Below are 13673 nucleotides of genomic sequence, written 5' to 3'. Positions count from 1 at the left end.
GTGTATAAGTGAAAGGGCCGGGGCGGGCGCGGCGGCCGGGGCGGGCGCGGCGGCCGGGGCGGGCCGGGCGGGCGAGGAGGCCGCGGACGGCCTCCCGTACGCCGACACGGTCTCGGCCTGCCTGGCGAACGCCGACTTCCCCGTGGAGGAACAGCAGCTCGCCGACGCGATCGCGGCCCGCGGCTGGGGCGCGGCCACGCAGGTCCGCAACGACACCTTCGCGATCCTGCGGGCCGGGCTGCCGAGCGCCGAGCCACCCCGCGGGGTGGCGGTGGTGTGCGGGGCCGGCATCAACTGCGTGGGCATGCTGCCCGACGGGCGGACCGTCCGGTTCCCGTCCGTCGGCCGGATCTCCGGCGACTGGGGCGGCGGGGGCGGCCTGGCGCGGGAGGCCCTGTGGTGGGCGGCGCGGGCCGAGGACGGCCGGGGCGGGCCCACGCGGCTGGCGGCGGCGCTGCCGGGGCACTTCGGGCTCGACTCCATGGCCGCACTGATCGAGGCGCTACACCTGGAGCAGCTGGCGCCGCGGCGGATCCACGAGCTGGTCCCGGTGCTGTTCGAGGTGGCCGCGGCCGGCGACCGGGTGGCCGCCGCACTGGTGGAGCAGCAGGCTGCGGAGGTGGTGGCCCTGGCGTCGGTGGCCCTGACCCGGCTGGACCTGCTCGCGCAGGAGGCTCCGGTGCTGCTCGGCGGGGGTGTGCTCACCGCCGGGCATCCGCAGCTCGACGGGCCGATCAGGGCGGGGCTGGCCGAACGGGCGCCGCTGGCCCGGGTGTCGGTGGTCTCGGCCCCGCCGGTGCTGGGGGCCGCGCTGCTGGGCCTGGACGCGTTGGGGGCGCCGCCCGCGGCCCACGCGGAACTGCGTGCCCATTTCGGGTGAACCTGCCCGCGGCGGTCCCGCGTCTGGAACCGTGGCGGCTGGGAAGACGTAGGGACGATGAAGGGGTGGTGGGGGAGGCGGGGCTCGTCGGGGGGGCGCGCGCAGGGGGCGGATCACCCGGGATCCGGCACCGGGTGCTGTGATCGACCGCCCTTCCCGCCATACTGCTGCGAAGCATTTCAGGACCGAGGGGCAGGACCGAGGGGGAGGTCAGGGTGGCCATCACATCACGCGCGCACGCGCCCGGCGGCGGCGCCGGGCCGGCCGCGGCGCCGCCCGCGGCACCCCCGGACGGCCCCGTCCGGACCGGTACCGCCTGGGCCGAGGGCGTGGAGCGGCTGCGTGCCGCCGCCACGACCGAGCCCGGCCGGCTCCGCACCATCGGCGCCGTACTGGCCGCGCTGGTGCTGCTGTTCGGAGCGGTGACCGTGTGGGAGGTGTCCGACCGGGTCACTGCCGCGGACGACGTGGTGGGCCGCAGCCAGCCGCTGAGCGCGGACGCGGCGAGCATCTACCGTTCCCTCGCGGACGCGGACACGGCCTCCTCCAGTGGCTTCCTGGCCGGGGCGGACGAGCCCCGCGAGGTCCGCAAGCGGTACGAGGAGGACATCGCCAACGCCTCCCGGCTGCTGGTGAGCGCGGCCGCCAACACCGCGGCGGACGAGGACTCCCGCAAGCAGATCGCGCTGCTCGGCGAGCAGCTGCCCCGCTACACCGGGCTCATAGAGCAGGCGCGGGCCACCAACAAGCAGGGGCTGCCGCTCGGCGGCGCCTACCTGCGCCACGCCAACGAACAGATGAGCACCCAGCTCCTGCCGGCCGCGCAGCGGCTGTACGCGGCGGAGACGGGCCGGCTCCACCGGGACCACGCCGACGCCCGCGCGCTACCGCTGGCCTCGCTGGGGACCGGGCTGCTCGCGCTGGCCGCGCTGGGGTGGGCGCAGCACCGCAACTACCGGCGCACGAACCGGGTCTTCAACCACGGCCTCGTCGCGGCGACCGCCGCCTCGTTGGTGGTGCTGCTGTGGTTGGCCGTGGGCCACGGGGTGGCGCGGGCGTCACTGGCCGAGGCGCGCACGGACGGGCAGGAGTCGTTGAAGGTCCTCAACGATGCGCGGATCGCAGCCCTCCAGGCCCGCGCGAACGAGAACCTGACGCTGATCGCGCGGGGCGCCGTCCTGGCGGAGGACAAGAAGTCCGACAAGTACGACGTGGATTTCGCGACCAACATGAAGGACCTGGAAGCGGGTCTGGCGAAGGCCCGGCAGCTCGCCGACGACGACCCCGGCCGGGAGCCGGTCGCCCGCGCGGCGGACGCCGTCCAGCAGTGGAAGCAGCGGCACGCGGCGGCCCGGGAGACGGACCTGAGGGGCGACTACCAGGACGCGCTGCCCCAGGTCATCGGCGACAAGGACCACAAGGACAGCAGCGGCGCCTCGTTCGACCGGGTGGACGCCTCGCTGGAGCAGGCCCTCGCCCACGAGCAGCGGGAGTTCACCCTGGCGGCCGGGGACGGGCTCGGCGCGCTGGGCGGCCTGATGACGGGTTCGGCGGCGCTCGCCGTCGTCGGCGCCGGCGCCGCCCTGCTCGGCATAGGGCGCCGGCTTTCGGAGTACAGGTGACAGCGATGCGGATACTCGTGAGCGAGGACGGACGCAGGGACGGGCAGGGCGCCGGAGCCGGCGGCGGCCCGGCCGATGGGCGTGCCCGCACGTCCCGGGTGCGCCGTCTGGCGGGCCGACTGCGCGGCTGGGGCGGGGTCAGCGCGATGGCCGCCGCCTGCGCGGTGACGGCGGCGACGGTGCTGCTGCCGCTGGCCCAGGCGTCCCCGGACGGCGGCCGCCCGGCCGTGGTCCGCGCGCCGGACGCGGTGCGGGCCGCCCCGCAGACCCCCTGGACGCTCACCGACACCTGCCCGGACCCGGAGGCCAGCCTCCGCCCGTCCGGCGTGGACGGGCCGACGATCGAACGGATCCGCAAGGCGGGCAAGCTCGTCGCCGGCGTCGACCAGAACAGCTTCAAGTGGGGGTACCGCAACCCGGTCGACGGCCGCCTCGACGGCTTCGACATCGCCCTGGTCAAGGCCATCGCCAAGGACATCCTGGGCGACGAGAACGCCGTCATCTACCGGGCGATCCCCACCAGCCAGCGCATCCCCGCACTGCAGGACGGCCGCGTCGACGTCGTGGTCCGCACCATGACCATCAACTGCAAGCGGCTGGAGGACGTCGCCTTCTCGACCGCCTACTTCGAGGCCGGGCAGCAGGTCCTGGCCCCCAAGGGCTCGCCGATCACCGGGTACGACACCTCGCTGAAGGGCCGCAGGATCTGCACCGCCGCGGGCTCCACCGCCGAAGCCGCCCTGAAGGGCCAGTCCTACGGCGCGGTGCCCGTCCTCGTCCCCAACCAGCTGGACTGCCTGGTCCGGCTCCAGCTCGGCGAGGTGGACGGCATCGTCACCGACAACGCGCTGGCCGCCGGCCAGGCCGCGCAGGACCCGTCGGTGCGGCTCGTCGGCTCCCCGTTCACCAAGGAGTTCTACGGGGTGGCCATGAACAAGGGGGCCACGGACCTGGTGCGACGGGTCAACAAGGTGCTGGAGGGCTACCGCGCCGGCGGCGACGGCAGCCCCTGGATGCATGCCTACACCGCGCACCTCAAGCCGGTGCTGCCCGGTGTGGCCGGGCCGCCCGCACCCAAGTACCGGGACTGAGACCGGTGACAGAGCGGGAACCCGACGGCAGGAAGGCGGGGACGGGGCACGTGGAGGCTGGTTCGGCCGTGATGAACCGGGACGACGTCGACCGCGCCCTGGCCCGGCTCGGCGCTGAGCACGAGGCCGTGGAGACCTCGCTGCTCGCCCTCCAGGACCACGCCGGGCGCCGGCTGCTGGAGGGCGCCGACCTGACGGGGGTCACCAAGGAGCGCTGGGCGGCCGCCGACGCCGCCATCACCCGGCTGTGGACGTACTTCGACGCCTACAGCGGGGCGCTGAACGCCGCCCGGGAGATCCGGGAGCGGCGCCGCTGGCCCACCCGCGAGGAGCTGGTCGAGCTGACCGAGCGGCTGCGCGGGCCCGGCGTGCTGATCGCGGGAGCGGCGGCGGAGGGCGCGGCCCTGGCGGAGCGGCTCTCGCTCGCCGCACTGCTCGCCCGGATGAACGAGCTGTACGCGAGCTCCCTCGACGTGGTGGTGGCCGCCGACGCGGTGTGGTCGGCGCTGCCCGCCCGGATCGACCTGCTCTCCGCGGAGCTGCGCCGCACCCGCTCGCTCGCCCACTCGGTCGGGGTCCGCCCGGGCGAACACCCGTCGGGCGACGACCTGGAGGCCATCACCGCCGAACTGACCGAGCTCCGCGCCCGGGTCATCGCCGACCCGTTGGCCTTCTGGCAGCCCGCGGCGGGCAGTTCCGCGCCGGGCTGCGGCCGCCCGGACACCACCCGCTACGACCGGGCCGCGCTGGCGCTGGAGGACGTGCGCCGGGAGGTCGAGGCGGTGCTGGCCGTCCGGCAGGACGCCGAGCAGCGGCTGATCAGCCTGCGGGACGTGCTCTCGCGGGCCGACCGGACCCTCGCGGAAGCGCGCACGGCCCGCACCGAGGTGCTCGCGAAGATCGCGGCATCGGAGGTCCCGGTGGTGAGCGGGCCGCCGACCGCACTGCAGGAGCAGCTGGCGCTCGCCTCCGACCACCGGCGCAACTCCCGCTGGCACCGGCTCTCGCCGCTGCTGGAGGCGCTGGAGGAGCGGGCCGAGGAGGAACTGCGACGGGCGCGCGATTCGTTGACCGCGGTGACGGCACCGCTGGCGGTACGGGCCGAGCTCCGCGGGCGGCTGGACGCGTACCGGGCGAAGGTGGCCCGCCTCGGCCTGGCGGAGGACCCCCTGCTGATCGAGCGGTACGACACGGCCCGACGGATGCTGTGGAGCGCCCCGTGCGACCTGCGGGCCGCCGAACAGGCCGTGCTGCGCTACCAGCAGGCGGCCGCCGAGTCACTGGCACCGCAGCAGGACCGGCCCGCGGGGCCGGCTGAGGAGGACGACGCATGAGCCTGGCCGGAACCGCGTGCGTACGCCCCGGGTGCCCGGGGTCGTACGAGGACATGGGCGGCGGCGGTCTGTACTGCGACACGTGCGGGCTGGCGCCCGTCGGCGCCGTCGCCGCGGGCGCGGAGGAGCTGGTGTCGCCGCCGACGGGGATGACGAGCCCGGCACGGCACGCCGACCCGCGGGGCTCGCAGGGATCGGGCCGTCCGGGGTCCTCGTCGCAGTCGTCCTCGGCGCGCTCTTCCCGCTCCTCCGGGTCCTCGCGTTCCTCCCGGTCTTCGCGGTCCTCGTCCTCGCGGCGCTCGGTGTCGGGCCGGCTGCCGGGGGTCGGGTCGACCCGATCGGTGTCGGTGCGCAGTTCGGGCTCGTCGGCCGGCTCCTCGGGCCGCAGCAGGCTCGGGGCCGGGCTGGTCAACGTACCGGAGGTGCCGCGCCCGGATCCGTCGACGGCGGTGCTGCAGAACCCGGAGGTGCCGGAGCGCAAGCGGTTTTGCTCGCGGTCGGACTGCGGGGCTCCGGTGGGCCGGGCCCGCGGGGACCGGCCGGGCCGGACGGAGGGGTTCTGCACGAAGTGCGGGCACCCGTACTCCTTCGTCCCCAAGCTCCGCCCCGGGGACGTCGTGCACGGCCAGTACGAGGTGGCGGGCTGCCTCGCGCACGGCGGCCTCGGCTGGGTGTACCTGGCGGTGGACCGGGCCGTGGCCGACCGGTGGGTGGTGCTCAAGGGCCTGCTGGACACCGGGGACCAGGACGCGATGGCCGCCGCCATATCGGAGCGGCGCTTCCTCGCCGAGATCGAGCACTCCAACATCGTGCGGATCTACAACTTCGTGGAGCACCTGGACCAGCGGACCGGTTCGCTGGACGGGTACATCGTCATGGAGTACGTCGGCGGCAAGTCCCTGAAGGAGATCGCGAACGAGCGGCGCCGGCCCGACGGCCGCCGCGACCCGCTACCGGTCGAGCATGCCTGCGCCTACGGGATCGAGGCCCTGGAGGCCCTCGGGCACCTGCACAGCCGCAACCTCCTGTACTGCGACTTCAAGGTGGACAACGCGATCCAGCAGCAGGACCAGTTGAAGCTGATCGACATGGGCGCGGTCCGCCGGATGGACGACGACCAGTCGGCCATCTACGGCACGGTCGGCTACCAGGCGCCGGAGGTGGCCGAGCTCGGCCCGTCCGTCGCCTCCGACCTGTACACGGTGGCGCGCACGCTGGCCGTCCTCACCTTCGACTTCCAGGGGTACACGAACGTCTTCGCCGACTCGCTGCCGGATCCGCAGCACATCGAGGTGTTCCAGCGGTACGAGTCCTTCTACCGGCTGCTGGTGCGGGCGACCGATCCGGACCCGGACCGGCGTTTCTCGTCCGCGCAGGAGATGGCGGACCAGCTGACGGGCGTGCTGCGCGAGGTCGTCGCCCTCCAGACGGGCACGCCGAGGCCGCAGCTGTCCACGCTGTTCGGGCCCGAGACGCGGGTTCCGGACACGCGGCTGTTCGCGGACCTGGCCGGTGCGGAGGTGTCCCGGCTGGGCGTCCGGGAGGTGACGGGGCGCAGGGCCGGCGGAGCCGGCTGGTCCGCCCGGCTCGGCAGGGCGGGTCGGGGCGCCCGGGCCCACCGGTCCGGCGCCTCCCCGGCGGTGGCGGCTGCTGCTCCCGGGACGCCGTCTGCGGGGGCCCCCGCGGCGGGGTCCCCCGTCACGGCGGCACCGCTGGGCTCCGAGGCGACCCGGCGCAGCAGCGGGGGCGGCGTGCCCGCGCCCGTTCCGGGGTCCGCGTCCCTGCCCGTGCCCCCGCCGAGGTCGGCACCGGTCCCCGCGCCCTCTGCGGCGCCTGCCGCCGCTCCCGCCGCCCCGGCCCCGGCGCTGCTCGCGCTCACCCGGTTGGCGCAGCTGGACGCCCGGGACATGGCGTTGGCGCTGCCGGTGCCGCTGGTCGACGCGGGCGACCTGAATGCCGGGTTCCTGGCCGGGCTGATGGCGTCCGCCCCGGCCGACCTGCTGACCGCCCTCGGCTCGGCGCCCGCCGATTCGGCCGAACTGCGGCTGCGGGCACTACGGGCGCACCTGGAGCTCGGTGAACTGGACGCCGCGGGGCCCGTCCTGACGGACCTGGAGGCCCGCCACCCGGACGACTGGCGCGTGGTGTGGGCACGCGGCATCGCCTCGCTGGCCGCCGGCGACGACGCCATCGCCGCCCTGTCCTTCGACGCGATCTACGACGCCTTCCCCGGCGAGCCCGCGCCGAAGCTCGCCCTCGGTCTGTGCGCCGAGGTCCTGGGGCAGTTGGACAACGCCGCCGAGTACTACCGGCTCGTCTGGATCACCGACCCGGGCTTCGTGGGCGCGGCCTTCGGTCTGGCCCGGGTCCAGCTGGCCACCGGCGACCGGGCTGCTGCGGTGCGCACGCTGGAATCCGTACCGGAGTCGTCCATCCACTACACCGCCGCACGGGTGGCAGCGGTACGGGCACGTCTGCGCGACCGGTCTCCGGAGGAGGAGCTGCTGCCTGATCTGACGGCAGCTGCCGTGCAGGTGGAGGCACTTGAGCGGCTCGGTCTCGACGCCGTGCGCCGCGAACGGCTGTCGACCGAGGTTCTGGGCTCGGCCCTGGACTGGGTACTGTCGGGTAGCCGGGGCAGTGACCCCGGTCGCACCACGCTGCTGGGCAGTCATCTGGACGAGCAGGGCCTGCGCTTCGGCCTGGAGCGCTCGTACCGCGTCCTCGCGCGGCTGGCGCAGCGGGGCGAGGACAGGATCGAACTGGTGGAGCGGGCCAACCGTTTCCGCCCCCGGACGTGGGTGTGATTGATGTCGATGCATCGGCTGTCTGGCTGCCCCAGCTGCACGGAGCCCCTGGAGGAGGGTGACCGCTTCTGCGGTGTCTGCGGTTCCCCCGTCAGCGCGTACCCGCCTCCCCTCCCCCCGGACCAGCCCACGCTCGCGCTCCCGGCCCCGGCGGCGACCCCGCCGGGCGGTCCCGCCGCAGCGGGCGCGGGGAGGCCCGCCACCGTTCCCGCCCCGTCCCCGGCAGCCGGAGCCGTCGCGGCGGGCGGGGAGGTACCGGCGGCGGGCGGGCCGGCCGACGGGTATCCGCTCGCGGACCCCGAACCCGTGTGGGGCGGGGTCGCGGCCGCCGCCTCCTGGTCCTCCTCGCGAGCGGGACAGGCGCCGCAGGGCGCGGTGTTCGGCGGCGGCGAGACCCGCCACGACCGCCCCGGCGGGGGCATGGCGCCCTGGGGCGCGGACGGGTCCCCCTACGGCAGCGCTCCCGCCCGACGGGAGGGCCCGTACGACACCCCGGCGGTCGGGCACGAAGACCCGTACCCCGCCGCCGCGCCGGCGCCGGAGCCCCGGTACGGCAGCAGCCCGGAGGGCGCGTACGGCAGCCCCGCAGGCGGCGGCGAGCCCGCGCACGGCGGCGCCCCGGCCGCGCCCGAAGCCCCGTACGGCGGCGTGCCCGCGGGCCGGGAGGACCCGTACGGCACGAGCGCCCCGCAGGGGACCGGCACCCCGCAGGGCAGCGGTGGGAAGACGTGCGTCGCCTGTCGGGCCGGGCGGGTCGACACGGACGGGTACTGCGAGCACTGTGGGCACGCGCAGCCCCGGGAGCGGGACCACGTGGAGGAGGCGCTCGGCAGCGTCGCCGCCGTCAGCGACCGCGGGCTGCGCCACCACCGCAACGAGGACTCGTTCGCCGTGGCGGCCACCGCCCTGGCCGACGGCTCCACGGCCACCGTGGCCATCGTCTGCGACGGCGTCTCCTCCGCCAGCCGCCCCGACGACGCATCGGCCGCGGCGGCCGCCGCGGCCAACGAGGCCCTGCTGGACGCCCTTCCCCGCGGCACCCACCCCCAGGAGGCCATGCACGGGGCCATCCTGGCCGCGGCGGCCGCGGTGACCGCCCTGGCCCCGGAGGTCCCGGGCGCGCAGAACGCCCCGGCCTGCACCCTGGTCGGCGCGGTCGTCTGCGGCGGCCTGCTGACCATCGGCTGGGTCGGCGACAGCCGCGCCTACTGGGTCCCGGACGACCGCAGCGCGCTCCCGCGCCGTCTGACGGAGGACGACTCCTGGGCCGCCCAGATGGTCGCGGCGGGCCTGATGGGCGAGGCCGAGGCGTACGCCGACGTCCGTGCGCACGCCATCACCGGCTGGCTCGGTGCGGATGCGTACGACCTGGAGCCGCACACGGCCACCTTCAAGCCGGACCACGCGGGTGTCGTGGTCGTCTGCACGGACGGCCTGTGGAACTACGCCGAGTCCGCGCTGGAGATGGCCCGGGTCCTGCCCGCGGACGCAGCGTTCCGCCCCCTGCACAGCGCGCAGGTCCTCGTGGGGCACGCCCTTGACGGCGGCGGCCACGACAACGTGACCGTGGCCGTGGTGCCGTTCACGGTGCCGCCCGGCGGGGAGCCGGAAGCCGGTACCGCCCGCACGGACGCGAACACGACCACGAACACGGACACGGACACGAACGCGGGCCCGGACGCACGCACCGACGCGGCACCCGAAGCGGAAGCGGCACGCCCCCAGGCATGACCCGACCGGGCCGGAGCCGACCCGCTCCCCCGCCCCTGCTCTAGGAGTCCCCCCGATGGCGAACTTCGCCAAGCCGAGCGCCCCGCGCTTCAGCGTGGAGGTGTACCAGAACGAGTTCCTTCCCGAGGGCGGGCGAGAGGTCCACGCCATCGTCACGGTGACCTCCACCGGTGGTGCCACCGCCACCCGTGCGGCGGTCGGCCGCGACCCGGCAGCCGTCGTGATCATGGTCGACTGTTCCGGGTCCATGGAGTACCCGCCGGAGAAGATGCGCGGCGCCCGCGAGGCCACCGCCGCCGCGATCGACACCCTGCGCGACGGCACCTCGTTCGCCGTCATCGCGGGGACCCACGTGGCCAAGGAGGTCTACCCCGGAAGGGGCCGCCTCGCCGTCGCCGGCCCCGTCACCCGCACGGAGGCCAAGGAGGCCCTGCACGGCCTCGAAGCGGGCGGCGGCACCGCCATCGGCACCTGGCTGCGCCTCGCCGACGGCCTGCTGCGCGGATCCGCGGCGCCCATCCGGCACGGCATCCTGCTGACCGACGGCCGCAACGAGCACGAGGACCCGGCCGTGCTGCGCGCCACCCTCGACGCCTGCGCGGGCCGCTTCACCTGCGACGCCCGCGGGGTCGGCACCGACTGGGAGGTCAAGGAGGTCATGGGCATCGCGAACGCGCTGCTCGGGTCCGCCAACATCGTGGCCGATCCGGCTCGGCTCACCGAGGACTTCACGCGCATGATGGAGAAGGTCATGGGCAAGGAGGTCGCGGACGTCGCGCTGCGGTTGTGGACCCCGGTCGGCGCGGAGATCCAGTACGTCAAGCAGGTCGCCCCCGCCGTCCAGGACCTCACCGGCCGCCGCACGGGGGCCGGCCCGCGTGCCGGGGACTACCCGACCGGCTCGTGGGGCGACGAGTGCCGCGAGTACCACGTGTGCGTCCGCGTACCGCCGGCGGCGGTGGGGCAGGAAATGCTCGCGGCCCGGGCGTCGATGGTCCTGCCCGGCCCGCCCGGCGGTCAGCCGACCGTGCTCGGCCAGGGGCTGGTCCGGGCGGTGTGGACCTCCGATCCGGCCGCCTCCACCGCCATCAACGCGCAGGTCGCCCACTACACCGGACAAGCGGAGCTGGCGCAGGCTATCCAACAGGGCCTCCAAGCACGCAAACTGGGCGATGTCGGCGGTGCCACGGCCAAGCTGGGGCGAGCGGTGCAGCTGGCGAGCGTCTCCGGGAACGCGGACACGGCCAGGCTGCTGGCGAAGGTGGTGGATGTGGTCGACGCCGCGGCGGGTACTGTGCGGCTGAAGGCAAAGGTCGCGGATGCCGACGAGATGACTCTCGAAACGCGTTCGATCCAGACCGTCCGAGTGAAGAAGATCTGAGAAGACCTGAGCAGGCCTGACGCGATGGCGCAGGCTGAAGGGGGAAGAGCCGCCATGCCGACCTGCCCGAACGGGCACCAGTCCGCCTCCGACGACTGGTGCGAGGTCTGCGGCCACCGCATGTCTGCCGCCCAGGGCACGCCCGCGTCCGCGGCGTCCGCCGCGCCCTCCTACGGCTACGGCTACCCTCCCACCACCGGTGAGCCGACCGCCCAGGCGGAGCTCTGCCCGCAGTGCCGGACCCCGCGCGAGGCCATGGCGCCCTTCTGCGAGGAGTGCCGGTACAACTTCCTGACCCGGTCGGCCACCTCGTACTCCCCGCTGGGGCAGGAGGCGGCCGGGGCCGCCGTGCCGCCGCCCCCGCCGCCGGCCCCCGCTCCGTCGCCCTTCCCGCAGGACCCCTTCGACTACCAGGGCTCGCGGCCGTCGCGGGTCAACCGGCCGGCCGAGCCGCTGCAGCGGGAGGACGACTGGCTGCTGCAGCCGCCGTCGCACGAGGCGCCGCAGGCTCCGCAGCAGCAGTACCGGCAGCCGGAGTACCAGCAGCAGCACAACGGGTACCCGCCCCACCAGCCGCAGCAGCACGTGCCGCACCAGCACCAGCAGCACCAGTCCCAGGCGCAGCACCAGCCGCAGTCGCAGTCGCAGTCGCACCAGCCGCAGCCGTTCCCCGTGCAGGGCGGCGGCTCCTGGACGGCGACGATCGGCCCCGACCGCTCGTACTTCCTGGCGATGATGCAGCGCAGTGGCCCCGAGGCGGCCGCCCTCAGCCTGCCCGCCTACTCCCCGGAGCAGCACCTTCCGCTGACCGGCGGCCAGATCACCATCGGCCGCCGCCGCGCCTCCACCGGCGAGTCCCCCGACATCGACCTGTCCGTGCCGCCGGAGGACCCGGGCGTCTCCCACCAGCACGCGGTGCTCGTCCAGCAGCCCGACCTGAGCTGGGCGGTGGTGGACCAGAACTCCACCAACGGCACCACGATCAACGGCGGCGAGGACCCGATCCAGCCCTACGTGCCGGTCCCGCTCGGCGACGGCGACCGCGTCCACGTCGGCGCCTGGACCACGATCACCATCCGCCGGAGCTGACCCCGGCCGCATCGGGCCCGTCCGTCTCCCCCAGGGGCCACACGTACGGGCCCTGGGGGTCGTCGAGCCACGACCACTGCCCCTCGGCGCTCACCGTCACCCCGAAGCGCTCCCTGGCCGGCCGGCCCTCGCCGCGCCACAGGTCCAGGGCCTCGCGGGGGTGCAGGGCGCCGGCGGTCAGCATCAGCATGAACTGGAACCGCTCGTTGTCCACCAGTTCGTACGGAAGCCCGTACGCGGTCCACGCCCCGCCCGCCGCTCCGCATCCCGAACCTGCCCCGGGCCCGGAACCGGAACCAGAACCGGACCGGACTCCCGGGGCGGGCGCCGCCGCGGCGGTGGCCCCGCGCAGCGGGACGAAGTACGCCGCGGTGTGCAGGAAGCGACCCTCCGCGAAGTCGGCGTCCCGTACGCGCAGGGCGATCAGGCCGGTCGACAGCGGTGCCAGGATCCGTGCCCCGGGCCGGCACTGGCCCAGCCAGGCGAGCGGGATCGTCGGCAGCGTGCAGGTCACCAGGATCCGGTCGAACGGAGCCCGGGCGGGGCAGCCGCGCGCCCCGTCCCCGGTGACCACCGTCGGCCGGTAGCCGAGCCGGGCCAGGTGGGACCGGGCGGATTCGGTGATCTCCTCGTCCAGGTCGACCGTGGTGACGTGGTCGTCGCCGAGGCGGTGGCAGAGCAGGGCCGCGTTGTAGCCGGTGCCCGTGCCGATCTCCAACACGGCGTCCCCGTCACGCACGTCGAGCGCGTCGAGCATCTTCGCCATCAGGGACGGCTGGCTACTGGAGGACACCAGCTCGCCGTCACGCAGCCGGGTCGCGAGCGGCGCGTCCGTGTAGACCCCGCGCAGCCAGCGGGCCCGGTGGGCCGGGTCCGGGTCCTCGCCCCACAGCCGCTCGTAACCGGCGCCCCGGCCGGTGAAGAACCAGGGGACGAAGACGTGCCGGGGCACCGCCGCGAACGCCGCCCGCCAGGCCGGGTCCTCCAGTACCCCGGCCGCGGTCAGCTCGTGCACCTGGGCGGCGTGCGCGGTGGCCCGCAGGTCCCGCGCCCCGTCGTGCGCGGGCTGCTCGGACCGCGCGGACCGCGGGGAGTGTGCGCCCATGGGTCCACTGTCCTGCGGCGACCCCCGGGAGGCGAACCGTGGTCCGCCGCAGGTCTGACACGGGACGGACGCCGGTCCGCCGGAGCCCGTGGGAGTCCTAAGACCTCCGTCCTCCGTCCGGGTGTCTGAGACGATGGTCGGGTGAATGAGATTCCGCAGGACACGCTTCAGGAGCAGACCTTCTACGAGCAGGTGGGTGGCGAGGAGACGTTCCGCCGTCTGGTCCGGCGCTTCTACGAGGGGGTGGCGCAGGACCCGCTGCTGCGCCCGATGTACCCGGAGGAGGACCTCGGACCGGCCGAGGAGCGGTTCGCGCTGTTCCTGATGCAGTACTGGGGCGGCCCGAACACGTACAGCGAGAACCGGGGACACCCGCGCCTGCGGATGCGGCACTCCCCCTTCCGCGTGGATGCGGCGGCGCACGACGCGTGGCTCTCTCACATGCGGGTGGCGGTGGACGAGCTGGGCCTGTCGCCGGAGCACGAGGCGCAGCTGTGGCGGTACCTGACGTACGCGGCCGCGTCGATGGTCAACACCGCGGACTGACCGACCCCGACCGCCGCGCGCCCGCGCCCGTACCAGGCTGTCGCCCGCGTTGTGCAGCGGCGCGTGCAAGCGGCCGTACGAGAGCCC

Annotated in this window: 10 protein-coding genes; 9 read left to right on the top strand and 1 reads right to left on the bottom strand. The window is 75.1% G+C overall.

The genetic code is table 11. From position 1 onward, the window contains the following. The first annotated feature begins 4 nt into the window (after positions 1-4). From ACFV7Q_RS24450 to ACFV7Q_RS24415, 8 genes are all read left to right on the top strand, one after another. A complete protein-coding gene (locus tag ACFV7Q_RS24450; protein WP_385431416.1) occupies positions 5-880 on the top strand; it encodes an N-acetylglucosamine kinase in 876 nt (291 codons plus the stop codon). Between the two features lie 215 nt (positions 881-1095). Beyond that, complete coding sequence (locus tag ACFV7Q_RS24445) at positions 1096-2502, top strand: hypothetical protein (RefSeq protein WP_385431412.1); 1407 nt, start codon at positions 1096-1098, stop codon at positions 2500-2502. A gap of 146 nt (positions 2503-2648) precedes the next feature. Beyond that, positions 2649-3593 carry a glutamate ABC transporter substrate-binding protein gene (locus ACFV7Q_RS24440; RefSeq protein ID WP_385431415.1) on the top strand — a complete coding sequence of 315 codons (945 nt, stop codon included), beginning with the start codon at positions 2649-2651 and terminating at the stop codon, positions 3591-3593. A 71-nt stretch (positions 3594-3664) separates the two neighbouring features. After that, positions 3665-4927, top strand: a complete 1263-nt coding sequence (locus ACFV7Q_RS24435) for a hypothetical protein (RefSeq protein WP_385431414.1) — start codon at positions 3665-3667, stop codon at positions 4925-4927. Continuing rightward, positions 4924-7734 carry a tetratricopeptide repeat protein gene (locus ACFV7Q_RS24430; protein ID WP_385431411.1) on the top strand — a complete coding sequence of 937 codons (2811 nt, stop codon included), beginning with the start codon at positions 4924-4926 and terminating at the stop codon, positions 7732-7734. The genes ACFV7Q_RS24435 and ACFV7Q_RS24430 overlap by 4 nt, the downstream gene beginning before the upstream one ends. A 9-nt stretch (positions 7735-7743) precedes the next feature. Continuing rightward, positions 7744-9465 carry a protein phosphatase 2C domain-containing protein gene (locus ACFV7Q_RS24425; protein ID WP_385431410.1) on the top strand — a complete coding sequence of 574 codons (1722 nt, stop codon included), beginning with the start codon at positions 7744-7746 and terminating at the stop codon, positions 9463-9465. A gap of 55 nt (positions 9466-9520) precedes the next feature. Continuing rightward, positions 9521-10846 (top strand): VWA domain-containing protein, encoded by a 1326-nt coding sequence (locus ACFV7Q_RS24420; RefSeq protein WP_385431409.1) that lies wholly within the window; start codon positions 9521-9523, stop codon positions 10844-10846. 54 nt (positions 10847-10900) lie between these two features. Then, on the top strand, positions 10901-11935 hold the full coding sequence (locus tag ACFV7Q_RS24415; protein ID WP_385431408.1) for an FHA domain-containing protein: 1035 nt from the start codon (positions 10901-10903) through the stop codon (positions 11933-11935). Here ACFV7Q_RS24415 and ACFV7Q_RS24410 read toward each other — a convergent pair. Next, positions 11916-13040, bottom strand: a complete 1125-nt coding sequence (locus tag ACFV7Q_RS24410) for a methyltransferase domain-containing protein (RefSeq protein WP_385431407.1) — start codon at positions 13038-13040, stop codon at positions 11916-11918. The two genes, ACFV7Q_RS24415 and ACFV7Q_RS24410, sit on opposite strands and share 20 nt — an antisense overlap. 141 nt (positions 13041-13181) lie before the next feature. On the opposite strand from ACFV7Q_RS24410, the gene ACFV7Q_RS24405 reads away from it, so the two are divergent. Beyond that, a complete protein-coding gene (locus tag ACFV7Q_RS24405; RefSeq protein WP_385431406.1) occupies positions 13182-13586 on the top strand; it encodes a globin in 405 nt (134 codons plus the stop codon). The last annotated feature ends 87 nt before the right edge of the window (positions 13587-13673 follow it).

It is taken from the genome of Streptomyces sp. NPDC059851 (assembly GCF_042732005.1).
GTDB lineage: Bacteria > Actinomycetota > Actinomycetes > Streptomycetales > Streptomycetaceae > Streptomyces.
Note: the sequence above shows the minus strand (reverse complement) of the source record. Positions and strands in the feature narration are given on the sequence as shown.